Origin of the sequence: Alteromonas lipotrueae (genome assembly GCF_019249215.1) — a bacterium.
Lineage (GTDB): Bacteria > Pseudomonadota > Gammaproteobacteria > Enterobacterales > Alteromonadaceae > Alteromonas > Alteromonas lipotrueae.
The window spans coordinates 105,249-130,174 of record NZ_JAESDI010000002.1 but is presented as its reverse complement, the minus strand read 5'-3'; the positions used below and the strand labels follow the sequence as shown (position 1 = coordinate 130,174).

The 24,926-nt window shown below is 44.0% G+C and carries 25 protein-coding genes; 15 read left to right on the top strand and 10 right to left on the bottom strand.

The features are described 5' to 3' along the window. The first annotated feature begins 34 nt into the window (after nucleotides 1-34). A complete protein-coding gene (locus JKP82_RS02340; RefSeq protein ID WP_159528197.1) occupies nucleotides 35-211 on the top strand; it encodes a hypothetical protein in 177 nt (58 codons plus the stop codon). Here JKP82_RS02340 and JKP82_RS02335 read toward each other — a convergent pair whose 3' ends face one another. The 5 genes from JKP82_RS02335 to gpmA form a co-directional block, all read right to left on the bottom strand. After that, the gene (locus JKP82_RS02335; RefSeq protein WP_159528199.1) at nucleotides 212-1,015 is read right to left on the bottom strand and encodes a HupE/UreJ family protein; all 804 of its coding nucleotides are present in this window, start codon (nucleotides 1,013-1,015) and stop codon (nucleotides 212-214) included. 3 nt (nucleotides 1,016-1,018) lie between these two features. Next, nucleotides 1,019-3,247, bottom strand: a complete 2,229-nt coding sequence (locus JKP82_RS02330) for a M3 family metallopeptidase (protein WP_218395674.1) — start codon at nucleotides 3,245-3,247, stop codon at nucleotides 1,019-1,021. Nucleotides 3,248-3,301: 54 nt separating this feature from the next. Beyond that, nucleotides 3,302-4,222 (bottom strand): GTP cyclohydrolase FolE2, encoded by a 921-nt coding sequence (gene folE2, locus JKP82_RS02325; RefSeq protein ID WP_159528203.1) that lies wholly within the window; start codon nucleotides 4,220-4,222, stop codon nucleotides 3,302-3,304. Nucleotides 4,223-4,231: 9 nt separating this feature from the next. Continuing rightward, complete coding sequence (locus JKP82_RS02320; protein WP_218395672.1) at nucleotides 4,232-5,566, bottom strand: dihydroorotase; 1,335 nt, start codon at nucleotides 5,564-5,566, stop codon at nucleotides 4,232-4,234. Between the two features lie 260 nt (nucleotides 5,567-5,826). Beyond that, nucleotides 5,827-6,573, bottom strand: coding sequence for a 2,3-diphosphoglycerate-dependent phosphoglycerate mutase (gene gpmA / locus JKP82_RS02315; RefSeq protein ID WP_159528207.1), 747 nt, complete (start codon nucleotides 6,571-6,573; stop codon nucleotides 5,827-5,829). A 392-nt stretch (nucleotides 6,574-6,965) separates the two neighbouring features. Here gpmA and acnA point away from each other — a divergent pair, with 392 nt between their 5' ends. Further along, complete coding sequence (acnA, locus tag JKP82_RS02310; protein WP_159528209.1) at nucleotides 6,966-9,677, top strand: aconitate hydratase AcnA; 2,712 nt, start codon at nucleotides 6,966-6,968, stop codon at nucleotides 9,675-9,677. 99 nt (nucleotides 9,678-9,776) lie between these two features. Here acnA and JKP82_RS02305 read toward each other — a convergent pair whose 3' ends face one another. Together JKP82_RS02305 and JKP82_RS02300 are read right to left on the bottom strand one after the other, a co-directional pair. Then, nucleotides 9,777-10,268 (bottom strand): SEL1-like repeat protein, encoded by a 492-nt coding sequence (locus JKP82_RS02305; protein ID WP_159528211.1) that lies wholly within the window; start codon nucleotides 10,266-10,268, stop codon nucleotides 9,777-9,779. A gap of 95 nt (nucleotides 10,269-10,363) precedes the next feature. Continuing rightward, the gene (locus JKP82_RS02300; protein ID WP_218395670.1) at nucleotides 10,364-12,580 is read right to left on the bottom strand and encodes a GspE/PulE family protein; all 2,217 of its coding nucleotides are present in this window, start codon (nucleotides 12,578-12,580) and stop codon (nucleotides 10,364-10,366) included. Nucleotides 12,581-13,050: 470 nt separating this feature from the next. Between JKP82_RS02300 and rpsJ the strand changes: the two genes are divergently transcribed. The 11 genes from rpsJ to rpsQ are packed head-to-tail and all read left to right on the top strand — an operon-like array spanning nucleotide 13,051 to nucleotide 17,993. Then, nucleotides 13,051-13,362, top strand: coding sequence for a 30S ribosomal protein S10 (rpsJ, locus tag JKP82_RS02295; protein ID WP_006012796.1), 312 nt, complete (start codon nucleotides 13,051-13,053; stop codon nucleotides 13,360-13,362). A gap of 18 nt (nucleotides 13,363-13,380) precedes the next feature. Beyond that, a complete protein-coding gene (rplC, locus tag JKP82_RS02290; protein ID WP_013785735.1) occupies nucleotides 13,381-14,019 on the top strand; it encodes a 50S ribosomal protein L3 in 639 nt (212 codons plus the stop codon). Nucleotides 14,020-14,037: 18 nt separating this feature from the next. Further along, nucleotides 14,038-14,643, top strand: coding sequence for a 50S ribosomal protein L4 (rplD, locus tag JKP82_RS02285; protein ID WP_013785734.1), 606 nt, complete (start codon nucleotides 14,038-14,040; stop codon nucleotides 14,641-14,643). Then, nucleotides 14,640-14,939, top strand: coding sequence for a 50S ribosomal protein L23 (rplW, locus tag JKP82_RS02280; protein WP_013785733.1), 300 nt, complete (start codon nucleotides 14,640-14,642; stop codon nucleotides 14,937-14,939). The genes rplD and rplW overlap by 4 nt, the downstream gene beginning before the upstream one ends. A gap of 14 nt (nucleotides 14,940-14,953) precedes the next feature. Then, nucleotides 14,954-15,778: a 50S ribosomal protein L2 gene (gene rplB, locus JKP82_RS02275; RefSeq protein ID WP_013785732.1), complete on the top strand. Its 825-nt coding sequence runs from the start codon at nucleotides 14,954-14,956 to the stop codon at nucleotides 15,776-15,778. 15 nt (nucleotides 15,779-15,793) lie between these two features. Next, nucleotides 15,794-16,069 (top strand): 30S ribosomal protein S19, encoded by a 276-nt coding sequence (gene rpsS, locus JKP82_RS02270; protein ID WP_013785731.1) that lies wholly within the window; start codon nucleotides 15,794-15,796, stop codon nucleotides 16,067-16,069. 12 nt (nucleotides 16,070-16,081) lie between these two features. Beyond that, complete coding sequence (gene rplV, locus JKP82_RS02265; RefSeq protein WP_013785730.1) at nucleotides 16,082-16,414, top strand: 50S ribosomal protein L22; 333 nt, start codon at nucleotides 16,082-16,084, stop codon at nucleotides 16,412-16,414. Nucleotides 16,415-16,423: 9 nt separating this feature from the next. Beyond that, nucleotides 16,424-17,128, top strand: a complete 705-nt coding sequence (rpsC, locus tag JKP82_RS02260; protein WP_013785729.1) for a 30S ribosomal protein S3 — start codon at nucleotides 16,424-16,426, stop codon at nucleotides 17,126-17,128. Nucleotides 17,129-17,131: 3 nt separating this feature from the next. Then, the gene (rplP, locus tag JKP82_RS02255) at nucleotides 17,132-17,545 is read left to right on the top strand and encodes a 50S ribosomal protein L16 (protein ID WP_013785728.1); all 414 of its coding nucleotides are present in this window, start codon (nucleotides 17,132-17,134) and stop codon (nucleotides 17,543-17,545) included. Beyond that, nucleotides 17,545-17,736 carry a 50S ribosomal protein L29 gene (gene rpmC / locus JKP82_RS02250; protein WP_013785727.1) on the top strand — a complete coding sequence of 64 codons (192 nt, stop codon included), beginning with the start codon at nucleotides 17,545-17,547 and terminating at the stop codon, nucleotides 17,734-17,736. The genes rplP and rpmC overlap by 1 nt, the downstream gene beginning before the upstream one ends. Further along, the gene (rpsQ, locus tag JKP82_RS02245) at nucleotides 17,736-17,993 is read left to right on the top strand and encodes a 30S ribosomal protein S17 (RefSeq protein WP_013785726.1); all 258 of its coding nucleotides are present in this window, start codon (nucleotides 17,736-17,738) and stop codon (nucleotides 17,991-17,993) included. The genes rpmC and rpsQ overlap by 1 nt, the downstream gene beginning before the upstream one ends. 76 nt (nucleotides 17,994-18,069) lie before the next feature. Here the strand turns inward: rpsQ and JKP82_RS02240 are convergent, their stop codons facing one another. Both JKP82_RS02240 and JKP82_RS02235 read right to left on the bottom strand, forming a co-directional pair. Next, the gene (locus JKP82_RS02240) at nucleotides 18,070-19,161 is read right to left on the bottom strand and encodes a glycosyltransferase family 4 protein (RefSeq protein WP_159528215.1); all 1,092 of its coding nucleotides are present in this window, start codon (nucleotides 19,159-19,161) and stop codon (nucleotides 18,070-18,072) included. Further along, nucleotides 19,158-20,192, bottom strand: a complete 1,035-nt coding sequence (locus tag JKP82_RS02235) for a glycosyltransferase family 9 protein (RefSeq protein ID WP_218395668.1) — start codon at nucleotides 20,190-20,192, stop codon at nucleotides 19,158-19,160. The genes JKP82_RS02240 and JKP82_RS02235 overlap by 4 nt, the downstream gene beginning before the upstream one ends. Before the next feature lie 143 nt (nucleotides 20,193-20,335). Between JKP82_RS02235 and JKP82_RS02230 the strand changes: the two genes are divergently transcribed. After that, nucleotides 20,336-21,652 carry a 3-deoxy-D-manno-octulosonic acid transferase gene (locus JKP82_RS02230; protein WP_218395666.1) on the top strand — a complete coding sequence of 439 codons (1,317 nt, stop codon included), beginning with the start codon at nucleotides 20,336-20,338 and terminating at the stop codon, nucleotides 21,650-21,652. A 295-nt stretch (nucleotides 21,653-21,947) separates the two neighbouring features. On the opposite strand, the gene JKP82_RS02225 is transcribed toward JKP82_RS02230, so the two are convergent. Beyond that, the gene (locus JKP82_RS02225; RefSeq protein WP_218395664.1) at nucleotides 21,948-23,747 is read right to left on the bottom strand and encodes a cation:proton antiporter; all 1,800 of its coding nucleotides are present in this window, start codon (nucleotides 23,745-23,747) and stop codon (nucleotides 21,948-21,950) included. Nucleotides 23,748-23,995: 248 nt separating this feature from the next. On the opposite strand from JKP82_RS02225, the gene JKP82_RS02220 reads away from it, so the two are divergent. Beyond that, nucleotides 23,996-24,859, top strand: a complete 864-nt coding sequence (locus tag JKP82_RS02220) for a hypothetical protein (protein ID WP_218395662.1) — start codon at nucleotides 23,996-23,998, stop codon at nucleotides 24,857-24,859. The last annotated feature ends 67 nt before the right edge of the window (nucleotides 24,860-24,926 follow it).

Sequence of the window (24,926 nt, the reverse complement as noted above, 5' to 3'; positions counted from 1 at the left end):
CTGCACTCATATTCGCTGTTGCCAAGAGCATGGTGTGTCGCAGTTTATGATTTGTACCGAGTGCGGGCTAGTGGAGGAAGTAGCCATTTCAAATACAGCATTAGATGTGCTTACTCAGCGGGTTAATGCATCAGGGTTTTCAATGGTCAGCCCTCATTTAGAAACGGCCTGTATTTGTCACAACTGCGAATCTACCCTAAGCGCAAAATGACTAAAGTAGTGTTCTTTCAATAAACCAAAAAGCGCCAACAGTACCCATCATAATAGATACTGGGATCTGCACTCTACTTCGATACCAGGTTTTCTCGCGCACGAAAAAAGTCATTGCGAAAGCCAGTAAAATCACACTGATTTGCCCTATCTCAACACCAATATTAAAAGCCAGTAGAGATGATATAAGAGCACCTTTGGGCAAACCGTACTCATTCAATACGGCAGCAAAGCCAAGCCCGTGAAGTAAGCCAAATCCAAACACTACCAATGAACGCCATTTTGATGTGTGCTTGTAAATAGTGTTTTCTACTGCAATCCATACAATCGATAAGGCGATCAAAGGTTCAACTATATAGCCCGGTACCGCTATTATGCCTAGTGATGCCACACCCAAGGTAATAGAATGCGCGAGCGTGAAGGCGGTCACTTGCCATAATAGAGAGGCTAGCAATAGGCTTGAGAAAAACAGTCCTAAAACAAACACGATATGATCGAGCCCTTTAGGAACAATATGCAGAAAACCGGCCTTAACATACAGACTGAATTTCTGCTGCCATGACATTGAGACTAATTTACGCATTTTCTTTCGTTTCAGCGCAGCTTCATATTCCTTATCGATTAATGTTGATTGAAGTTGTAGCTCTCCCATTTCGATATCGAGAATAATATCTTCATCTTGTGGATGTGCGTTAGTGGTCAACGGCGGTAACCACAAAAGCATAAACAATAGACCGCATGCAGACCATGAAGGCGATTTAAGTACAGAAAAAGGCCCAGCATCGAGCCTATTAACTATTAACATGAATTATTCAACACTTCCGTCTAAACCACGTATTTTTAGCAGCGCCTCTATTTGAGGCTCACGACCTCTAAATTTTTTGTACAACGTCATCGCGTCTTCCGTGGACCCTTTCTCATAAATATGAGCCCGAAGTTTTTCTGCTAATTCTGGGTTAAATACATCTCCCGTTTCTTTAAATGCCGCAAAACCGTCAGAATCTAATACGGCTGAATGCACATAACTATAATATCCAGCAGCATAACCACTGGCGAAGATATGCGAGAAATAGGTAGATCGATAGCGCGGTGCGATTTCGTCAATTAACCCAATTTTTTCCATAGATGATTTTTCAAATTGGGCGGTATCTTGCAATTCATCGTCGGCTTTTAGTGTGTGCCAATCCATATCAAGTAGCGATGCAGCAAGGTATTCGGTGTTTGAAAAACCTTGATTGAATTTTGATGCTTTTAGCAGTTTGCTGATTAGCTCATCAGGGATAACGTCACCAGTTATATAATGGGTGGCGAATGTCTTAAGAATGGCTGGCTCTTTTGCCCAATGTTCTAAAATTTGCGCTGGGAACTCGGTAAAATCACGAGGCCCCGACGTGCCAGACATGCTTTGATAAGTGGTGTTGGTTAACAAGCCATGCAATGCGTGTCCAAACTCATGAAACAAAGTCGTCACGTCTTCAAAACTCAGTAATGCAGGATCATCTCCCACTGGGCCAGGGAAATTACACACGTTCACGACTACGGGACGCTCAACGCCATCAAGGTTAGACTGTCCCTTGAAGCTACTCATCCAAGCGCCGCCCCGTTTGTTTGAACGGGTAAAGTAATCACCAATAAAGATACCCAAATGGCTGCCGTCTTTATCTTTTACTTCCCACACTCTTGCATCGGGGTGATATACGTCGATATCGTGTAACTCAGTAAACGTTAATCCCCATAGTTTATTAGACGTATCGAAAACACCTTTCAGTACATTATCCAAAGATAAGTAGGGTTTTAAACTGGCTTCGTCTATTTCGTATTTTGCTTTACGTACTTTTTCTGAATATTGCCACCAGTCCCAAGCGGCTATGTTAAAGTCATGCCCTTCTGCATCAACCACTTCTTGCATGTCGGCGACTTCCTGCTTAGCCCGTGCCAACGCAGGTTGCCAAAGTTGCATTAGCAGGTTATACACGTCTTCCGGTGTCTTCACCATACGTTCCTCAAGTACGAAATGAGCATGAGTTTCATACCCCATGACGTGAGCGTGTTGTGCTCTTAGCTGCGCAATTTTAGCTGCTACTGTTTTGTTGTCGTTGGCATTATCGTTATTGCCTCTATCGATATAAGCTTTGTACAAGGTTTCGCGTAAATCGCGGCGCGAAGATTCAGTTAAAAAGGGATACATGCTGGAACGATGTGGGGTAAATACATATTTTTCTTGGTACTTGGCCTTCTCTTCATCAGTTTCAGCGGATTCCAGTTTTTGCTTAGCCGCGGTTGAGGCCGCCTGAATAACGCCGTTAGATAACCCTGCTAAATCTGATTCGTCGAGAATGAGTTCAAAGCCATTCGTTTCTGCCAACAGGTTCTGACCGTACTCGGTGGTTAATTGAGATAGTTGAGAATTTAGATTGGTAATTTCAGCTTTTTGGTGTTCTGATAACAGCGCCCCACTTCTGACAAACCCCTTGCGAGTATCTTCCAATAGCTTCAGCTGTTCAGCTGTTAGCGCTAGTGAATCGCGTGTTTGATAAAGCCTTTCAACACGCTCAAATAACGCTTTGTTAAGGCTGATTTTGTCATAGTGTGCCGATATAAGAGGGCTAAGCTCTCTTTGTAACTCTTGCATTTTAGGGTTCGTATTAGAGCCCGCAAGGTTGTAAAAAACACGCTGCACTTTCGACAGTAGCTTTCCAGAACGCTCTAATTCTTCAATGGTATTTTTAAAAGTGGGCGATGCGGGGTTGTTTACAATATTATTAATATCCGTCAGATGTTCCTCCATGCCTTTTTCAAATGCTGGCATGTAATGCTCATCTTTTATCTTACTAAAAGGTGGCACTTGGAAAGGAGTGGTATAGGCTTTAAAGAAAGGGTTGTCAGCGGCGACAACGGTGTTTGGGTCTACTTGCTCGCTTTCCGTTTCCATTGAAGTACCTTGCTCTATTTCAATTTGTTTAGAGCAAGAACCTAGTGTTACGACCAATGAAAATGCCAGCAACGACTTTTCAAGTTTTTTATTTATTATGCACATACTAATAGTCTCCTGTCGTTTTTCTAATTAACATTATTCTCTTGATTGAAACTTTTACTTTATGTTCTTTTGATCAGTCACCACAGCATTGTGAGCATGCAGACTTTCTTGGTGTTCAACCTTGAACCAATAGTCGGTAATAGACTCCAGCGACTCTAAGTAGCCTTTAACACGTCTTGCGGCATCTTCGCAGAACATTAAATTTCTGCCATTTAACCGAGCAAATTCTTGTTCATCCTCACGCTTAACGGCGGTTTGCACAGGCGTTCCAATAACGTCTTCAAACTGAAAAATGAGCTTGTCTAGATTTTCAATTTGGCTTTTCAGCTGACTTTGCGACATACACATTTTGATATAGGCGTAGGAACGTTGATTGTGCGGCGTGGCTAACGAAGGCTTAGCGCAAGATAGCCATTGCAACAGCTCCGCCTTTTTCATGTTTTCATCTGGAAATCGATTAGCAATTGAGTCGGCAATCAGTTGAGTGGCAAGAGCCGCAGAACAGGGACAGGTACTTGAGTATGGAATGGTTAAATCTAGCCAGTGTTTAGACTGCTCGGCAATACGTTGATAGGTGATGGCAATCGGGTAAACCTGATATCCAGCGTTTTGACTAAGAAGCGCTTTTTTATTTAATGGGGCTTCAAAAGATAGCTTCACCTTGGCGGAATGGCTAATGCCTTGATGAGACTCTAGCATTGATGCGATAAGTTGTGCTAAGCGTTCAACGGTGATGATCTGGTTCGCCAGTTGTTCATTAAGTTGAAGGTAAAGCCTAGACATATGAATACCTTTAACATTGGTATCTAAACTCACAAATATGTCTACCGACGCAGAAGCGGCAATAACGTCTCCGCTTGATAATTTGAGCTTGACCGGAAGACCCACTTTTTCCATTCCTACCCAATTGAGGTTTTCAATTGGATGGTCAATCGAATGAGTGGTGATATCTGGAAGCGTTTCGGGTTGATACATAAATTTTTACTACGGACGATTAAATGAAAGAGGAAGTGCAACAGACGATTCATTGAAACGGTTGCCATCAAATACTTTGGTACCGTTGACGAAGGTTGCGGCAATGCTGTGGTTGAAGGTTTGACCGTTAAAGGGGGTCCATCCACATAAATAGTGACAGTTATCGTGACGCACTTCAGTGCTTTGGTTAGGAGCAACTAAAACGAAATCGGCGAAATACCCTTCGCGAATAAAACCCCGTTTGTTGATGTGATAGCGCTTCGCTGGACTATGCGATACTTTTTCTACTAGCGTTGTAAGGCTGAAAGATCCGCCTTTAGCGAGTTCTAGTAAACTAAGTAATGCATGCTGTACTAAAGGCAGGCCTGCCGGAGCCGCCATAAATTCTTGGTTTTTCTCTTTAAAAGTATGTGGCGCATGATCGGTGGCAATGATATCGATGCGATCTTCGTTTATAGACTTAATCAAAGCTAGGCGGTCTGATTCGGCCTTAATGGCTGGATTACACTTAATGAGATTCCCCAATCGGTCGTAGTCGGTTTGGTTAAACCATAAATGATGCACACAGGCTTCAGCGGTAATATTTTTGTCTTCAATGGGGCCGGGTTGAAATAGCGACATTTCCTTCTCGGTGGTGAGGTGAAGTACATGAAGATCACTATTAAATTTTTTTGCCAAGTTTACGGCATATGAGGAAGACTGATAGCATGCTTCGGCATCACGTATTAAGGGGTGATCGGCGGCCGTTAAGGTTGTTTTTTGGTGGCTGATTCTGGCAAGGTTTTGGTTTATAACATCCCCTTTCTCACAATGCGCCACAATAAGGGTAGGGCAATCTCTAAAAATCCTTTCAAGTGCATTTGGGTGTTCAACCAATAAATCGCCTGTAGATGCCCCCATGAATACCTTTATGCCACATACCCAGCTAGGGTCGATACGCTTTATCTGCTCAATATTGTCTGGCGTTGCACCTAAGTAAAACGAATAGTTTGCTAAAGAAGATTGTTTAGCAATATCGTGTTTTGCCTTAAGCGCTTCAAGGGTGGTTGTTGAAGGTTTTACATTGGGCATTTCCATATAGCTGGTAATGCCGCCAGCTACCGCCGCGCACGATTCAGTTGCGATGGTACCTTTATTTACCAAGCCCGGTTCACGAAAATGCACCTGATCGTCAATCATACCAGGGAGCAATAACAAACCCTCTGCTTCATGAACTAGGTCACCGCGCTGAACTGTAATATTGTTTTCAATTTTACTGATAAGCCTATTTTCAATCGATAAATCAGCGTCGAAAATATTACCTTCGTTTATTACTTTGGCGTTTTTAATTATCTGTTTTTGCATAATTTAAATTTAGGAAAATGAGTTGATTAGAATCTTTTCATCGAAGTCTAATGACGCTTTAATTATGTTATAACATAACATATAGCGGCGAGGGAAGGATGCTGTTTACCGATTTTGAAGAAACCGAAAATTACGCCAGTTATATATTTTTCTGGCATTGAGGTTTATTTAGTGAGGGAAAGGTACAAAAAAGCCGCAGATATTATCCGCGGCTTTTAACATTATATACCGCAAGTAAAATGCGTTTACTTGGCTTTTGATTATTTAGCTTTGCCTTGCTTAGCAACGGCATCCATCATCGCTTTAATCGCTTCTGGATCGCCTAGGTATTCTTTAGAGATAGGCTTCAAGTTTTCGTCTAGCTCATAAACCAAAGGTACGCCGGTTGGAATATTTAGGCTTAGTACGTCTTCATCAGACATACCATCTAAGTATTTAACTAATGCACGAAGGCTATTGCCGTGAGCCGCGATAATAACGCGCTTGCCAGCTTGAATATCAGGGCGAATAACATCGTGCCAGTAAGGAAGTACACGCTCGATGGTCATCTTCAAGCTTTCACCGCGAGGAAGAATCTCGGCATCAACGTTATTGTAACGACGATCAACCCCTGGGAAGTGTTCGCTGTCAGTATCGACTGCTGGTGGTGGAATATCGAAACTACGACGCCAAACTTTAACTTGCTCTTCACCATGCTTAGCAGCCGTTTCAGCTTTGTCTAACCCTGTAAGCGCACCGTAGTGACGCTCGTTCAAACGCCAGTGACGTTCAACAGGTAGGTAATGTTGACCCATTTCTTCCAAAGAGATATTCAACGTTTTGATAGCACGAAGCAATACAGACGTGTAAGCTTGATCGAATTCAAAACCTGCTTCTTTCATCAACTGACCAGCGGTTTTAGCTTGTGCTACACCTGTGTCAGTTAAGTCGACGTCGTGCCAACCAGTGAAACGATTTTCAAGGTTCCACTGACTTTCTCCATGACGAATAAGTACCAGTTTATACATAGTAAGGTTACCTGCGGCGTTAAAGTGAAAATGTCCAACGAATGCCAATGAAATGGTGCGTCAGACGGATACGAAAAAAGATGAACGCTATCATCGTTGATCGGCAACGAAAAATCCAGTTTCGAAAAGCCAAGTTTAACAGGTAAGACTAGCCAAGTAGCACAGCAGCCCCCTTTAGATACAACCTAACTGCTAGGCTAACGGTATGAAATCAACATGAACTTTTTTTCACTTTGTTACCGTATACAGCTATAAGTGAGAGTGGGTAGGAGCGCTAATTCATTCCAGTGTGGAATAGAAGTGCGAAATAGCACTGAATTCATCTATTGATAGCGCTTCCTGACTTGCTCCTAAAACTATATTTATGACAGGCAAATAAGGATGGTGAGCGCGTGAAATATCAATCTTTTTCCAATATCGATGTCGATGGCAATTCCTTCAAGGCAATTAGCTTTGACAAAGTAAATGAGAACTTTGCGCTCGACCGATTACCCTACTGTATTAAAATCCTTCTTGAAAACTTACTTCGTCACGAAAACGAAGAGTTTGTAACCAGTGACGACATTGAACAAGTCGCTACGTGGAATACGGAAAATCATGTTGAACATGAAGTCTCTTTCGTTCCAGCTAGGGTTATCTTGCAAGACTTCACTGGTGTGCCAGCTATTGTTGATTTGGCTGCCATGCGCGATGCGGTTAACAAGCTTGGCGGCGATGCAAAATCCATTAATCCGTTAAACCCCGTAGAGTTAGTGATTGACCATTCAGTAATGGTTGATTTCTTCGCAGAAGAAAATGCGTTAGAAAAAAACACTGACGTTGAAATTGAGCGAAATAAAGAGCGTTACCAATTTTTAAAGTGGGGGCAATCTAGCTTCGATAATTTCAAAGTAGTCCCTCCAGGTCGAGGCATTGTTCACCAAGTTAACCTTGAATACCTTGCCCGTGTTGCCTTCACGAAACAAGAGGGTGACGATACCTTAGTGTATCCCGATACGCTAGTAGGTACCGATTCGCACACCACTATGATTAATGGCCTTGGCGTATTAGGCTGGGGGGTAGGCGGTATTGAAGCTGAAGCGGCTATGTTGGGCCAACCCGTTACCATGCTACTTCCAAAAGTTGTGGGGTTTCGTTTAGACGGTGAGCTACCTACCGGTGTGACCGCGACGGATATGGTGTTAACAATCACCCAGCAACTTCGTGCACATGGCGTTGTGGGTAAGTTCGTAGAATTCTATGGCCCAGGCTTGAAGCATTTAACCACTGCCGATCGCGCCACTATTGCCAATATGGCACCGGAATATGGCGCAACCTGTGGCATATTTCCCATTGATGCAGTCGCGCTAGATTATTTGCGCTTAACCGGGCGTGACGAATCCCAGATTGAACTTGTTGAAGCCTACGCGAAAGAAAGTTCCCTATGGCACGATGATTTCACTAAAGATGCGGAATATCACGAGACGCTAGAACTAGACTTAAATGATGTTGTCCCTTCTATTGCTGGGCCAAAACGCCCCCAAGATAGGATTGCATTAGATAATGCGGCGAAAGCATTCAATGAATGGCATCGCTCACAAATTGATGTGAAAGTGTTAGACGAGGAAACAGAGTTTGTCGCTGAAGGCGGCGCAGTACCAGAAGTGAATGAAGAGCACGACTCCTATGTAGAATTTCGTGGAAATAAATTTAACTTAGAAGATGGCGCCATTGTTATTGCGGCTATTACCAGTTGTACCAACACATCAAACCCCTCGGTGCTTATTGGAGCAGGGTTACTAGCGAAAAAAGCGGCGGAAAAAGGCTTAACCCGGAAGCCTTGGGTAAAAACCTCTTTAGCCCCTGGGTCGCAGGTGGTGACTCAGTACCTTGAAGATGCAAACCTGATGGACCCACTAGAAGCACTCGGTTTCAACCTTGTGGGTTATGGTTGCACCACCTGTATTGGTAACTCAGGCCCCTTGCCTGATGCGATCAGCGATGCCATTAAAAAGGCCAAGCTTACTGTTACCTCTGTATTGTCAGGGAACCGTAACTTCGAAGGTCGTATTCATTCAGACGTTGCGGCTAATTATTTAGCATCCCCGCCGTTGGTCGTGGCCTATGCCTTAGCCGGTAATATGAATATTGATATTACTAAAGAGCCATTAGGGTTAGGCAGCAATGGCGAGCCGGTGTATTTAAAAGATATCTGGCCTAGTGAAGATGAAATTCAAAGCCATATTGCGGAACATGTCACTAGTGATATCTTCAAAGCAAAATACGCCGACGTATTTAAAGGCAGTGGTGTGTGGAATGACCTAACGGTAAGTTCAACATCGGTATACGACTGGCCTGATTCTACCTATATTAAACATCCGCCATTTTTCCAAACAATGGGCGAAGAACCCGAAGCACTGAGTGCTATCGAGAACGCGCGATGCTTGGTAAAAGTGGGCGATTCAATCACCACAGACCATATTTCTCCGGCAGGCGCGATAGCGCCAGACAGTCCTGCAGGTGAATACTTGCAAGCAGAAGGGGTAAATACCAAAGACTTTAATTCTTATGGTTCTAGACGAGGTAACCACGAAGTGATGATGCGAGGTACCTTTGCTAATGTTCGTTTGCAGAATCAATTAGCGCCGGGTACGAAGGGCAGTGCAACTACCCACTACCCAAGCGGTGATGCAATGTCTATCTACCATGCTGCTATGCGTTATAAAGAAGAAGGAGTTGGCGCTGTTGTCGTCGGCGGGAAAGAATATGGCACTGGTTCTAGCCGAGATTGGGCAGCAAAAGGGCCTTCATTGATGGGCGTGAAAGCCGTTATGGTGGAAAGCTATGAACGTATTCATCGTTCTAACCTAATTGGTATGGGCATATTACCGTTGCAGTTTAAACCCGGCGACAGTGCGAGTAGTTTGGGTATAAATGGCAACGAAACCTTTTCAATTGGGCCGGTAAGCCGAGATCAAAAAGAAGTGGATGTAACCGTAACGTCTGATGCAGGCGAGTCGCAAACGTTCTCGATGGATATTCGAATCGATACATCGAACGAATTCACTTATTTCGAAAACGGCGGTATTTTGCACTATGTTATTCGCCAATACTTGAAGAAATAGTGATTGGATAAAAAGCGGCGTTAAGCGTTTTAGTATGCTGGCGAACCAAAGTAAAAAGCCCGATGAAATATCGGGCTTTTATGTAGCGTAACGGATAAATTAATAGAATCGCTTAGAGCAGATTATCTCTTTAATGTTAGAGCCAATTGCCGCACGTTTTTCGCAGCGTAAGTCTTGCGCTTTCGCGCCATACAATGCAATGTGTTCATCTACATAGGGTTGCATCGAGGTCTTAAAATCTTCTGGCAAAGCGTCACGAATAGAACGAAAAGAACGATTCCACTCAGCTGTTTTTTGTTCCATAGCGACTTTTAACCATAACCAACCTTCTTCATAATTAGGCTCGATACCCCACCCCTGAAAATACATTTGAGCTAAGTAATACTGAGATGATTTATTACCTAATTTCGCGCCTTCTAATAATTTAGTATAGGCTTCATCATATTTTTCAGCTTTCAGCGCATACAAACCACCTTCAACAATCGAAAGATATTCACTCTTCCACATTTTGTCTTTGGTGCTCGATTGGGCTTCTGCCGCCGTTGATATTAGTGTGCTAGTGCATAACAACGCAAAAACTATTGCTTTCATATTGGTTTCCTTTCCTTTAGTGATAAACGTATTAGTATTATTTATACTGTTACAGCTAAATCTTCAAAATTAGAGTGTTAGTAAATATTTCATGGTTAGTCGCCGCCCACGATTTGTACCTGTGGAATATCGGTGTCGCCCTTAATAACTTTACAAATAGCATCTTGTACTAAGGTTCGCATACCATCTTGGGTAGCTTGCTTTTTCATTTCTGCAACACTGGCTTCTTTGTAAACCAAAGAGCGTAGCTCAGGTGTCATTCCTAGTAGCTCATGAACCCCTGTTCTGCCTTTGTAGCCCGTGTTACCACACTCTTCGCAGCCTTTTGCCCTGTAGAGTTTGAGTGGAGAAGGCAACGCTAATTCATCTAGCATCTGCGCGCCGTACTGCCGTTTAATGAAGGCCATGTCAGTATCACTGGCTACATACTCTTCCTTACACTTACCACAAAGGGTTCGAATAAGACGCTGGGCTAATATACCTACACAGGCATCTGAGAAGTTAACAGGATCTAACCCTAAATCCAATAGACGTGTAATGGTCTCTGGGGCAGAGTTGGTATGCAGGGTAGATAACACCAAGTGACCAGTAAGAGAAGCTTCAATGCCAGCATGAGCTGTTTCTTTGTCACGCATCTCACCAATAAGAATAATATCGGGGTCGGCACGCAAAAATGCCCGTAGGGCGTTAGCAAAAGTGAAGCCTATTTTGGGGCTTACCTGCACCTGCTGTAAACCGGGTTGAGTAATCTCTACGGGGTCTTCTGCTGTCCATATTTTCTTTTCTGGGGTGTTTAGGTAACCCAAAATAGCATGCAAGGTGGTGGTTTTACCGGAACCAGTTGGGCCCACCACTAATAAGATGCCATGTGGCTTTTTAATCATGTCTTCTAAGCGCTTCAAATTGGTAGGCGCTAAGTTCATTTTCTCGATAGGCATGGCACCACCAGACGCGAGCAAACGCATTACCACGCCTTCGCCGGCGACAGTAGGGATAGTCGCCACACGTACTTCTACCAGTTGCCCATTCATTTTGAAAGCAAGTTTACCGTCTTGAGGTACACGCTTCTCTGCAATGTTTAGGTTAGACATAATTTTAATACGGGCAATAACCGCATTGTGGTGGGAGTTAGGCACCTTGTTCATGTCGCGGCATACACCGTCAACGCGCATTCTTACACGAGTAGGGGCATTCTTCTCTGGATCGATATGAATATCAGACGCGCCAAGGCGTTTTGCATCGTGTAATACACGGCTAACCAAACGTACTACCGCAGGCGCATCGTCGGAAAGCTCATCGACATGTTCGTCGTTTTCCTCGCTTGATAAACCAATTTCATCAAGAATTTCATTCATGTCACCTGGGGCGCTACCGCCGCCACCTTCACCTAAATACTGGAGTATTTGATGAGGCAAGCCAACCGCAATTTCATAGCTTTCAATACCCAATGCGCTTTCTGTTTCCATCAACAGCGCGGCATTGTTAGGCTCTGCCATTAACACAATAGGGTTGTCTTCCACATCAGAAATAACCGCAACATGATTACGTTTAAGATAAGAGAGGTTTAGTTTACTTTCACCTTCATAACGATGATATTTATCAGGTAAATAGCCAATAAAGGGAACCTGATAATGAATAGAAAGTGAATGCCCAATTTCATGCTCAGGTACGCGATGCTCAGACATCAACCCCTGTACAATAGTGCGGGTGTCATTAGAGGTAGATAGCAGTGCTTTTAACGCAGGTTCGTTTATTAAGCCTTTATGGAGTAGAGAATCAAACGGATTGTTTGTACCACCAAGTTCATAGCGAAATTTAGCCCCTAATACTAATGCTAAATCATTTGCACGGGTTAAATCATTATCATCAAAACTGCCGTGTTGTTTATTGATAATTTGCATCACGCCCATTAACACGCCGGCATTAAGAATAGGCACACATAAAATGTTAGTGGTTTTAAAGTCGTTATCTTTATCAAACTTATCAGCAAACCGTAAACGCGGGTGAATAGCTTTAAGCTCTGCAGTGTTATAAGGGTCAGCTATGAGTAAAGGCAGTTGTGAGATAGCGACATAGCCCGCAATAGACATGGGGCTAATAGGCACCTTAATCTCTAGGGTTTCTTTACCCGTTTTAAAGCGAGCGACCAAGTCTTGGTGTTGTCGGCGGCGCTGAAAGATGCTCATACGGGTAGCACCAAACATGTTAAGGATGATGGGCTCTAGCAAACTGTAAGCATCTAATAAAGACGAGTGGTTATTCAGAATGCGTTTAACATGAGTGAAAATATGCTGACTGTCTTCTACTTCCATAGTGTTCTTAGCACAGCGTAACGCTGCTATATCCAAATTTGATTAAACATTGTGGCATTCGTTTTACCACCTTATAGGTATAGCGCTTTAACGGCAATACTACTTACCTCAAGGTAGCTCAACAATAGCGTAACTTTACATTACCTGTTAAAAAGAAGCAGCTGTACTTAAGTCATAGATTTGCAATTAATGTGTACAAAAAGCGATCTAGCGGTTGCAATGTATCCTGCCTTCTGTATAATTCGCGCCCACTGCCCAAATAGGGCAATGTTTCTAGCCGCGACCTCACTGCTTTTAGGGTGGTTGCCAGCGTAGCAAGCGAAATCGATAAGATAAGACTGCTACAGGCGTGTTAGGAAAAAGAACAGGGTTCCAATTGGGAACCATCGGTTTACGCACATCTTTTCTTTCCAGAATAAAGTGGAAGAGAAAAGGTGAATTTTTTTGTTCTTTCGATTGGAGCTTAATCGATGCCAAATCAAAGAATTCGTATTCGTTTGAAAGCGTTTGATCACAAGTTGATCGATCAGTCTACGGCTGAAATCGTTGAAACGGCGAAACGTACTGGTGCTCAGGTCAGCGGTCCTATTCCTCTGCCTACTCGCAAAGAACGCTATACAGTATTGACATCTCCTCACGTAAATAAAGATGCACGTGATCAATATGAGATTCGTACTCACAAGCGTTTAGTAGACATCATTGAGCCAACTGATAAAACAGTTGACGCATTGATGCGTTTGGACTTGGCTGCCGGTGTTGATGTTCAAATCAGCCTGGGCTAACAAGAGAGGGTAATAACAATGGCGATTGGTCTAGTCGGTCGTAAAGTGGGTATGACTCGCATCTTCACTGAAGATGGTACGTCTATCCCTGTGACTGTTATTGAAGCGACCCCAAACCGTGTTACTCAGTTACGCACTGAAGAACTTGACGGTTATCGCGCTCTTCAGGTTACTACTGGAAGCAAGAAAACGAACCGCGTTAACAAAGCTGAAGCAGGTCATTTTGCTAAAGCTGGTGTTGAAGCAGGTCGTGCTCTAGTAGAATTCCGCCTGGAAGATAACGAAGGTGGCGATATTGAAGTAGGCAGTGAAATCACTGTTGAAATCTTTAACGACACTAAAAAGATTGATGTCACTGGTACATCAAAAGGTAAAGGTTTTGCTGGCGCGATCAAACGTTGGAACTTTAGTTCACAGCGTATGACTCACGGTAACTCTTTGTCTCACCGTGCACCTGGTTCGATTGGCCAAAACCAATCACCTGGTAAAGTTTTCAAAGGTAAGAAAATGGCTGGTCAGCTTGGTAACAAGCAAGTGACTACCCAATCTTTGGAAGTGGTACGTGTAGACGTAGAAAACAGCCTAATCCTTGTTAAAGGTGCCGTACCTGGCGCAACTGGCGGCGATGTAATCGTTAAGCCAGCTGTTAAAGCGTAACGTCTGGGGAGTGAACTGATGGAATTAACATTGAAAGATGCGCAAAGCGCTCTTGAAGTATCCGAAGCGACCTTTGGACGTGAATTCAACGAAGCCTTGGTACACCAAGTCGTTGTAGCTTACGGTGCAGGTGCTCGTCAGGGTACAAAGGCGCAGAAGACTCGCGCTGAAGTACGTGGTGGTGGTAAGAAGCCATGGCGTCAAAAAGGCACAGGTCGTGCTCGTGCTGGTACTATCCGCAGCCCAATTTGGGTTGGTGGTGGTCGTGCATTCGCAGCCAAGCCTCGTGACTTTGATCAAAAAGTTAACAAGAAAATGTATCGTGGTGCTATCAAAAGCATCTTGTCTGAACTAATCCGTCAAGACCGTTTGGTTGTGGTAGAGAAGTTTGGTGTGGAAGCACCTAAGACAAAAGAACTTATTGCTAAGCTTAACGACTATGAACTAAATGATGTTCTTATCGTTACTGCTGATGTTGATGAGAACTTGTTCCTAGCGGCACGCAACTTGTACAAAGTTGACGTACGTGATGTTGCAGGCATCGACCCAGTAAGTTTGATTGCATTTGAAAAAGTGCTAATTACAGCTGATGCGGTTAAACAACTTGAGGAGGCGTTAGCATGAAAGAAGAACGTCTACTGAAGGTGCTTTTAGCACCGCATGTTTCAGAAAAGTCTACTATGGCTGCTGAAGCAAGCAACACGGTTGTATTTAAAGTAGCGAAAGATTCGAACAAAGCTGAAATCAAAGCTGCAGTTGAAAAACTGTTTGAAGTTGAGGTTGAAGGCGTTCGCACTGTAAACGTTAAGGGTAAAACCAAGCGTCACGGTCAGTCTTTCGGTAAACGCAGTGACTGGAAAAAGGCCTACGTGGTTCTTAAAGAAGGTCAGGACATCGACTTTGTCGGTGGCGCTGAGTAAGAAGGGGATTAGAAATGCCATTATTGAAAGCTAAGCCAACTTCTGCCGGTCGTCGTCACGTTGTTCAGGTTACTAACCCTGACCTTCACAAAGGCGCGCCTTACGCACCTTTGCTAGAAAAGAACAGCAAATCTGGCGGTCGTAACAACCATGGTCGTATTACAACTCGTCATATTGGTGGTGGTCATAAACAACACTACCGTTTGATTGACTTTAAACGCAACAAAGACGGCATTCCAGCCGCTGTTGAGCGTTTAGAATACGATCCTAACCGTTCTGCTAACATTGCACTAGTATTGTATGCAGATGGTGAGCGTCGTTACATTCTGGCTCCAAAGGGTATGAAAGCTGGTGATGCAATCCAGTCTGGTTCGGATGCTCCGATCAAGTCTGGTAACACATTGCCAATGCGTAATATCCCAGTAGGTTCTGTTGTACACGCAATTGAAATGAAGCCTGGTAAAGGTGCACAAATTGCACGTTCTGCCGGTGCTTATGCTCAGATCCTAGCACGTGACGGAAACTACGTTACCTTGCGTCTACGTTCTGGCGAAATGCGTAAAGTACTATCTGATTGCCGCGCCACCATTGGTGAAGTAGGCAATGCAGAGCACATGCTGCGTTCACTGGGTAAAGCCGGTGCAACCCGCTGGCGTGGTGTTCGTCCTACAGTTCGTGGTGTTGCCATGAACCCAGTAGACCACCCACACGGTGGTGGTGAAGGACGCACGTCGGGTGGTCGTCATCCAGTATCTCCTTGGGGTGTTCCTACTAAAGGTAAGAAAACCCGAAGTAACAAGCGTACCGATAAACTTATCGTACGTCGTCGTAATAAGTAACAGCGAGGATTCACCATGCCACGTTCTCTCAAGAAGGGTCCATTTATTGACCTTCACTTGCTGAAGAAGGTAGAGGCTGCAGTGGAAAAGAACGAACGTAAACCAATTAAGACTTGGTCTCGTCGTTCTATGATCATCCCAGATATGATTGGGTTGACCATTGCGGTCCATAACGGTCGCCAGCACGTTCCAGTCATCATCAGCGATGAAATGGTCGGCCACAAGTTGGGCGAATTTGCGCCAACGCGTACTTACCGCGGCCATGTCGCGGATAAGAAAAGCAAACGATAAGGGGTAGGATAAATGGAAGCATTAGCTAAACACCGTTTTGCCCGCTCGTCTGCTCAAAAAGCACGCTTGGTAGCGGATCAAATTCGCGGTATGCACGTTGAGAAAGCGCTTGAGCTTCTTACGTACAGCCCGAAGAAAAGCGCAGCGCTGGTTAAGAAAGTTTTGGAATCTGCGATTGCAAATGCAGAACACAATGAAGGCGCTGACATCGACGAATTAGTCGTTGCCAAAGTTTTCGTTGACGAAGGTCCAACTATGAAACGTATCAAGCCACGTGCCAAAGGCCGTGCAGATCGTATCTTTAAGCGTAGCAGTCACATCACTGTGGTTGTAGCGGATAACTAGGAGTAGATAATGGGACAGAAGGTACATCCTACAGGTATACGCCTGGGTATCAGTAAACCATGGACTTCTACCTGGTACGCTAATACTGGTGACTATGCGGATAACCTGTATAACGATCATCAGGTACGTAAGTATCTGACTAAACAGCTTAAAAGCGCTTCACTTTCTAAAATCGTGATCGAGCGTCCTGCTAAGAGCATCCGTGTGACTATTCACACTGCTCGTCCAGGCGTTGTAATCGGTAAAAAAGGTGAAGATGTAGAGAAGCTTCGCGCCTATGTTTCTAAGCTAGCCGGTGTGCCAGCTCAGATTAACATTGCAGAAGTTCGCAAGCCTGAGCTTGACGGACAACTGGTTGCCGACAGTATCTCTAGCCAGCTAGAACGTCGTGTAATGTTCCGTCGTGCTATGAAGCGCGCGGTACAAAACGCAATGCGTCTTGGTGCTAAGGGTATTAAAGTTGAAGTAAGCGGCCGTTTGGGCGGAGCAGAAATTGCTCGTTCTGAATGGTACCGTGAAGGTCGCGTACCTCTGCACACTTTCCGTGCAGATATCGATTACGCAACTTCAGAAGCTGCAACTACCTACGGTATTATTGGTGTGAAGGTATGGATCTTCAAAGGTGAAGTTCTGGGCGGTTTGCCTACAACTCAAGAGCAAGCTCCGCCTGCTCAACCTAAGAAGAAAGGCCGCAACTCTAAGCGTGAGGGCTAAATCATGTTACAACCAAAGCGTACGAAATTTCGTAAAATGCATAAAGGTCGTAACCGTGGTCTTGCCATTGCGGGGAGCAAGGTAAGCTTCGGTACTTATGGCCTGAAAGCAGTTGGCCGTGGTCGTATGACCGCTCGCCAAATCGAAGCAGCGCGTCGTGCTATGACTCGTCACGTTAAGCGTCAAGGTAAAATTTGGATTCGAGTTTTCCCTGACAAGCCAATTACTGAGAAGCCTCTTGAAGTGCGTCAAGGTAAAGGTAAAGGTAACGTTGAGTACTGGGTATGCCAAATTCAACCTGGACGTGTACTTTATGAGATGGAAGGTGTTCCTGAGTCTCTAGCACGCGAAGCGTTTGAATTGGCAGCGGCTAAACTGCCATTTAAGACAACCTTTGTAACTCGGACGGTGATGTAATGAAAGCGACTGAACTGAAAGAAAAAAGCGTAGAAGAGCTGAACGCAGAGTTGATTAACCTGCTACGCGAACAGTTCAACTTGCGCATGCAGCACTCAACTGGTCAACTTGAAAAGACTGACCAATTGAGAACTGTACGTCGTAACATCGCGCGTGTTAAAACCATTCTGACTCAAAAGGCTGATGCGTAATGACTGAACAAAAAGTTCGTACAGTGCAAGGTCGTGTGGTTAGCAACAAGATGGATAAAACCATTACTGTTGTTGTTGAGCGTTTTGTAAAGCACCCTATCTACGGGAAGTTCATCAAACGTTCTACTAAACTTCACGCCCACGATGAAGAAAACGTATGTAACCAAGGCGACGTAGTCACTATTAGTGAATGTCGTCCATTGTCTAAAAGTAAAAATTGGACATTGGTTAGCGTTGTAGAAAAAGCTGGCGTTTAATCGCTAACTTTTCTTACGATTGAAAAAGCCGCTCTTGAGCGGCTTTTTTATTGCTTAAAATTTAACAATGCAATACTTATGATGGCTGGGTCACGGTCAAGTACAGCTCGCTATAACTGGCAGCCATTTCGTTAGTACTGAAATGCCCTTTTACATGTTGATACAACTGATTGCCCAAGGTATCGCGGGTTTGCTTGTTATTCACCAGCGTAATTAATGCGTCGGCTATTTCATCGATATTCCCTGGCGTTACCATTAGCCCTGTTTCTTCGTGCTCAATAATTTCAGGAATACCGCCTACTGGCGTAGATACCACTGCACGCTTACACGCTCCGGCTTGAAGAAGAATAACACCTAAACCCTCCGCATAAGCGGGGTGAACCACTATATCAACACTGGGCAGAATTTTACTAACTTCCTCGGTAAAGCCGCACAGCTTTACGTGTTCGGTAAGCAAATGTCGGTCGATAAGCGCTTGGTAGCTTTCTTTGAGATTCCCTTTGCCGAATAGTAAGCAACTCACTTTAGGGTTATTTTGAACCACTTTCTCCATGGCTAAAATAATATCAGCTTGGCCTTTACGAGATATAAGCTGAGCAAAGTTAGCAATAACGGTATGGTCTGAAGGAATGGAGAAGGTTTCACTTAGCCAGGCTTTGTCACCAGGCTTCGAAAACTCTCTAAAATCTACTGACGAGTGAATAACCGGTTGGTGTTTGACTGCTTCACAGTGATGACTTACCACATTAAACACGCCCTCAGAAATACTCGCTACAGCAGCAAACTGACTGTATTTATAAGTGGCAAACAGTGATTCTGGGTTATCTACTCGTCGTGTGCATATAGCGGGAATGCCTGTTATCTTGGCTACCATGGCGCCAAAAACATCCGCTCCACGGCGACTATGTACATGGATGACATCGGCGTTAATTTTACGGGCGATGTTAACCATGCGCTTTACGGCAAATAAGTCTGTTTCTCCGCGATAGGCAATGGTATGCGTTTGGCAACCCGCAAGAGGCACCGATGCAATTTTACTGTCTTCTGGACATATTAAGTGGTTTTCGTAATCAAAATGATGGTTCAATGAATCTAACAAGTAGACAACTTGTTTAGCGCCGCCATACAAGTTTCTGCCCAACTCTATATGCAAAATCTTTAAGCTCACAAGTATTCCTTCACAATGGTAAAAACTTCTTCTGGGCGAATCAATGCCATACAGTCAAATGTACCATTGCACGTTGGTTTACGCTTACATGGCGCACAGACTAGGTTTTTATATAATACATGAGTGTTGGCATTATCAGTATATGTATACGGACAGGTAGACCCAAAAAGCGCAACTGTAGGGCGAAGAAAAGTAACCGCCATGTGTGTTAGGCCGGTATCAACGCCAATAAAGGCCTGAGACTGTTTAACGGCCACGGCTGATTCTGCTAACGATACGTGTCCCGCTAATGAATAAACATCACCTTCAATGAAGGTTAATGACTCAGCATCGCAGCTATCTGAAGGGTCGCCTAGAATGACAATATGCATATTACTGTGCTGACGGATAAGCGTGATAAGTTGCTTCCAATGATTAATTGGCCAGTGCTTTTGCGGGCGAGTAGTAAAAGGGGCAAGTACAATATAATCGCCATTTACCGACAGTGCACCTAGCGTGCCCTGAAGCTTTTGTGTTGCAGCTTCCCCCATTTCAATATGTAGTTCGTAAGAATGCGCTCCCATATGCTTTGCTAAATATCGATACTCGCTACTGATTTGGTTTGATATTGGTTTATCTATAGTGTCGGTTAAGAAACGTTGGCTTTGCTCTTTACTATTAAAACCAATTCGGACACCTGCACCACTGAGATAGGCTAAAAAAGCACTTTTAAGTAAGCCTTGGGCATCAATGGCGAGGGTAAAGCCTTTCTCGTGAAGCTGTCGGCGAAATGCCAAAACCGATTTAAGCAAAGACCAATAGGCGCGCTTTTTACCAAACTCTCTCCATTCGCTTTTGGGCCACACGAGAATGTCATCAACAAAAGGGTGGTGTTGTATTAGCCCTGCATACGGTTTTTCAACTAACCAGGTAACTCGAGCATTTGGAAGAGCCGCTTTAATGCTGGACGGAAGGCCTGAGGCCATTACAATGTCACCAATAGCGCTAAGCCTGATTAAAAGTACGTTTGGCTGGGTTGCAGTAGAGCACATAAAACCTACATGTAGACGAGTTATAATGGGTGAGTAAACCACATAATCGCGTCAGTTTGATGACGACCTAGCAGAGCGTTACGCATTTGATTTTCAGCGATACGAGCCTGTCGAGCAGCCAAGAATAAAAATAGGAATTACTAATGATAAGAGGCGGTAAAGAAGCCGAATACAGACCTACATTACTAGAAGATATCTGTCGCTGGCTTTACTCCTGTGTATTATTTTGCATTATCCCTTTCGCATTTATCCAACTAATGCGCCGAGGTGCGACAAGAAATAAAGAATATAATCAACGTCGGTTTGAGCGATTCGGTTTTGTTGCGAGGCCCCATAAAACTAACGGTTATCTGTTTCACTGTGTTTCGGTTGGTGAAGTGGTGGCTGCATCTTGCTTAATAAAGCGCATCATTCAGGCTGAGCCAGATACGCAGATTACGGTGACCACTACTACACCCACAGGTTCGGCAAGGGTGCGGGATATTTTTGGTAATACGGTACACCATTTTTACTTACCCTATGACTTGCACACGGCTATGGCTGCAATGATAAAGCGCATTAAACCTAAAGCGGTGCTTATTACTGAAGTCGAATTATGGCCTAATTTTGTACATGCTTGCTGGAAGCGCCACATACCGATAATGGTGATTAATGCGCGTATGACGGATAGGTCAGCTAAGCGCTACATGAAGATAAGTAAACTGTTTAAACCCATGTTAAACAAACTTTCTCATATATGTACTCAAGGTCAGCGTGATTACGATAATTACCTTGCACTAGGTATGCCTGAAACACGAATGACCCAAACTAATAATATTAAGTTTGACCAAGCTGCATCCACAACGCATCAAAGCAAAGGGTTCATGGGCCTTTCACTAACAGACGGCCCAATATTAGTTGCTGGCAGTACCCACGATCTTGAAGAGCAAGCCATGATTGATGCGTTGAAGATACTCGGATCGTCAATCGCAGTTAATCTTCGCTTGCTATTAGTACCTCGTCACCCTGAACGGTTTGATACCGTCGCTAAGCTATTAGAGCAAAACGAGCTTGAATACGTTCGAACAAGTAACATTGATGCTATATCTCCAGAGACGAAAGTTATTTTGCTTGATGAAATGGGGAAATTGAATAGTGCTTATAGCGTAGCTAGTTTCGCATTTGTAGGGGGCTCGATTACAAATCGAGGTGGGCATAACGCGTTAGAGCCTGCCGCCTTTTCTATTCCCATCATGATGGGGCCACATACCTATAACAACCCAGTAATTTGTGAGTATTTGGCAGAGCGTGGGGCGCTTACAAAAATAACTAACGCAGAAGAAATTGCTCGGCAATGTGAGGCTTGGATCAACGCCCCGATGAAACGTGAGGAAGCTGGAAAAGCCGGCCGGAAAGTTTTAGAGGAAAACAGTGGTGCATTGGATAAAACGCTAGCGGTTATAAAACGTAATGTAGGTTAATCTTACTTATAAATATCAATTGGTTAATTTTAGCTCACCAAAGTTGTGCGCACATTGCACCAAGGTTTTTCTTTGCACCTTTATAACAGCCCGTTATTTTACGCAGAAATACATAAGGTATTGAAAATATTGTGAAATCACAAAGTGGTCTGTTCTTTGCTTTTATAACGCCGACAGCGTAGTTACGGTAAAATATAAACAATTATGCTTCTCATGAAGAAGCACTGAACTGCGCGTTCTCCAGGGAGATGCACCCTGCTTAGGCAGGGTGCCATCTTAACCCGCTAGCATCTTCTTACACTGCTTCACCTTCAGGTAAAATCAAACTAATTACTCGCCATCCTGCTTTAGGGTGAATGCTGTTCCCATTCACGAATGTGAAGCTTTTTCCTTCAACATCTATGGCTATTAATGGTGTGGCTCTATCACCATATTTTTCATTATATTGCGAGAATGTGAACTCATCAGACAGCCGTGTGGTTTTAATACTGGCGTTACGAGCAATCGCTGACGCCAAATACCCATAAGTCACACCTTCATCAAATAAGGTGAGGCGTTTTGCATATTGCTCACTTACTTGGTGACTTGGACGGGTAGATTGTTCGTTACTTGTCAGTGCCCACACTTTGTCTTTGCCCATGGTATTTTCAAAATGATACGCGATGGGGGGATTAAGCTGTTTGTAAGGTGACATAATTAACACCGTACCAAAACTGGCAATATCAAGATGACGAGCTGCGTGATCTGACATGGGGTTACCAAAATACACAGGAATATCCATCATTCGGGCTTCACGAATGGCATCCCAGTTGGTATCTGCAACGGTAACGCTCAACTCTTGCTTAATCATTTCATCAGCAAGCAGTCGGTTAAACTTACTGCCACCAAACACTAGGTAAGCGGTAGGGGCAGGGGCTCGAACTTTTAGCAATTGTGCGACACTTCGAGAAGTAAGGCTTTGTACAACGACGGTAGCAATAATCACAAGAAAGACCATTGGCACGATAATGCCAGCACCCTCGTAGCCAATTTCTTCAAGCTTTAAAGAAAACAATGCAGATACGGCTGCGGCCACAATACCGCGAGGTGCAATCCAGCTCAGCAAGGCCAACTCATTAAGTTTAAGACCTGTGCCAATAGAGGACGCTGCTACCGATAACGGACGAGCGATGAACATGATTGCGCCAAGCACAATAAGCGCTCCCCAGCCTACATCCGCAATAGATTGAAGGCTAAGACGGGTAGCAAGTAATATGAATAAGCCTGAGATGAGCAGCACACTCAAGGTTTCTTTGAACTCTAAAATGTCTTCTACTTCCACGTTCTTCATGTTGGCTAATACCATGCCGGTAATGGTAACGGCCAATAGTCCAGATTCATGTGCAACATAGTTTGACGCTGCAAACACGCCGAGAATAATGGTTAAAACCGCGGTGTTTAATAAGTAATGCGGGATCCAATCTTTGCGGATAGAAAGCCCTAGCAAATAACCTGAACTAAAACCAAGCAGGAAACCAATTCCGATGGTTTTTCCAAAGGTGATAAAAGTGTGGGAAATAGCATTGCCTTGAGAGGCGACGATAAACTCAAACACGAGTACGGCCAGCAGGGCACCAATGGGGTCGATGACAATGCCTTCCCATCGTAGGATACTTGCCAAATTAGATTTAGGCCGCACAGTACGCAGCATGGGCACTATCACGGTGGGGCCGGTTACCGTCACGATGGCGCCGAATAAAAAGGAGAGTTGCCACGACAAGTCTAGGCTGTAATGAGCCGCCACAGCGGCAATAACCCAGGTAACTAATACACCCACACTACATAGGTTGCGAACCATATTGCCATGACCAGCAATATCACCAAACTTAAGGGTAAGGGAACCTTCGAACAGAATAATAGCAACGGAAAGCGATACAACCGGGAACAAAAGGTCGCCAAAAAGCGCGTCTGCGTCAAGCACACCAAATACAGGGCCAACCACAATACCTACAATTAAAAGCGGTAAGATGGCAGGTAAACGAACTTTGTACGCGAGATATTGGCAGCTAATCGACAATAAGCCAACGGCAACCAAAGACATGAGTGGATCTGACAATGCGTGTTCCCTTCTTTATATAATTATAAGGATATAGTTATACCTATACTGTTTTGCGGCCCCATCATATAGCAACTTATCTACAAGCCGACAGAGACTTTCGTATAAGCACAATATGATTAAAACAGAGTTTAGCCTATGAGGGATCAATTCGCTTATATTCAACGTTGTAGCGGAAGGGGAAGCATAGTATTTTAAGGCTTCATTAATTACGCGCCAAAGAGCGCCTTATCAACGGACTATCTACGTTGCTTAATCACTCATTTTTACCTGTAGCAGTTGCTACGTTTTTTTCACTCTCGTTACTTACTGGTTGTGCTGCTTCATACCCTGAAGCTCAGACTATAATATCTGTGGGTAAGTTAACGGTGCTTCCTGACGTATTAGAAGAGACGTCGGGGCTGTTTTGTAATGCCTCAACACTCGTTAGTTTGAACGACTCTGGAAACAAACCGGAATTGTTTCATCTATCTTATGAAGGCAAGGTGATTAAAACCGATAGAATGGCGTTAGACAACATCGATTGGGAAGCGGTTACAGCAAGTTCAACGCATTGGTATGTTGCGGATGTGGGCAACAACAAAGGCCGCCGTGAGAGTCTCACCATTTATAAGGTTAATAAAAACGACCTTAACGATTTTGTAACAATGACAGTGACCTACGAAGGCAACAATCCAAGTAGCAATATGCCTTACGCTCATGATTTTGATTCAGAGGCCATGGTGTATGCCAATGGAAAGTTAATACTGTTTTCGAAAAGCTGGCGTACTGGCGTGGCAAAGGTATACGAAGTTAACGAGTCTACACAGCCCCAGACACTAACCGCGTTTGCGCATATCGAAGGTTTGCCAGGTGTTATTACTGGAGCCGATTATGATGCTGCCCGTAATCTATACGTCATCGTAGGCTATAAATCTGACCCCTTTGGTAACTTTGATACTTTCATTGCGCAGGTTAATAGTCAGTTTGTTCCTATCAACATTTGGCCGTTACCTGCCTATAAACAAGTAGAAGGTGTATGTGTTGACGAGAACGGCAATTATTGGTTTTCAGAAGAAGCGACGGGGCATCGCAAGGCATCACTTACCAAAGTTACCATTAGCCAAAAATAAATTTGTCTATAATTTAAACACTTGAGGGGAGTTAGCATAATGGCTAATTCCCACGCTTTTCGCTTCA

Excerpts from the sequence above, each read along its gene's own strand:
- rpsQ (WP_013785726.1), top strand. The coding sequence starts at position 17,736 with ATGACTGAACAAAAAGTTCGTACAGTGCAAGGTCGTGTGGTTAGCAAC.
- gpmA (WP_159528207.1), bottom strand. The coding sequence starts at position 6,573 with ATGTATAAACTGGTACTTATTCGTCATGGAGAAAGTCAGTGGAACCTT.
- rpsS (WP_013785731.1), top strand. The coding sequence starts at position 15,794 with ATGCCACGTTCTCTCAAGAAGGGTCCATTTATTGACCTTCACTTGCTG.
- JKP82_RS02320 (WP_218395672.1), bottom strand. The coding sequence starts at position 5,566 with ATGCAAAAACAGATAATTAAAAACGCCAAAGTAATAAACGAAGGTAAT.
- rpsJ (WP_006012796.1), top strand. The coding sequence starts at position 13,051 with ATGCCAAATCAAAGAATTCGTATTCGTTTGAAAGCGTTTGATCACAAG.
- rplP (WP_013785728.1), top strand. The coding sequence starts at position 17,132 with ATGTTACAACCAAAGCGTACGAAATTTCGTAAAATGCATAAAGGTCGT.
- JKP82_RS02305 (WP_159528211.1), bottom strand. The coding sequence starts at position 10,268 with ATGAAAGCAATAGTTTTTGCGTTGTTATGCACTAGCACACTAATATCA.
- rpsC (WP_013785729.1), top strand. The coding sequence starts at position 16,424 with ATGGGACAGAAGGTACATCCTACAGGTATACGCCTGGGTATCAGTAAA.
- JKP82_RS02300 (WP_218395670.1), bottom strand. The coding sequence starts at position 12,580 with ATGGAAGTAGAAGACAGTCAGCATATTTTCACTCATGTTAAACGCATT.
- rplV (WP_013785730.1), top strand. The coding sequence starts at position 16,082 with ATGGAAGCATTAGCTAAACACCGTTTTGCCCGCTCGTCTGCTCAAAAA.
- JKP82_RS02335 (WP_159528199.1), bottom strand. The coding sequence starts at position 1,015 with ATGTTAATAGTTAATAGGCTCGATGCTGGGCCTTTTTCTGTACTTAAA.
- rplB (WP_013785732.1), top strand. The coding sequence starts at position 14,954 with ATGCCATTATTGAAAGCTAAGCCAACTTCTGCCGGTCGTCGTCACGTT.
- JKP82_RS02330 (WP_218395674.1), bottom strand. The coding sequence starts at position 3,247 with ATGTGCATAATAAATAAAAAACTTGAAAAGTCGTTGCTGGCATTTTCA.
- rpmC (WP_013785727.1), top strand. The coding sequence starts at position 17,545 with ATGAAAGCGACTGAACTGAAAGAAAAAAGCGTAGAAGAGCTGAACGCA.
- rplD (WP_013785734.1), top strand. The coding sequence starts at position 14,038 with ATGGAATTAACATTGAAAGATGCGCAAAGCGCTCTTGAAGTATCCGAA.
- rplW (WP_013785733.1), top strand. The coding sequence starts at position 14,640 with ATGAAAGAAGAACGTCTACTGAAGGTGCTTTTAGCACCGCATGTTTCA.
- JKP82_RS02230 (WP_218395666.1), top strand. The coding sequence starts at position 20,336 with ATGATAAGAGGCGGTAAAGAAGCCGAATACAGACCTACATTACTAGAA.
- rplC (WP_013785735.1), top strand. The coding sequence starts at position 13,381 with ATGGCGATTGGTCTAGTCGGTCGTAAAGTGGGTATGACTCGCATCTTC.
- JKP82_RS02235 (WP_218395668.1), bottom strand. The coding sequence starts at position 20,192 with ATGTGCTCTACTGCAACCCAGCCAAACGTACTTTTAATCAGGCTTAGC.
- folE2 (WP_159528203.1), bottom strand. The coding sequence starts at position 4,222 with ATGTATCAACCCGAAACGCTTCCAGATATCACCACTCATTCGATTGAC.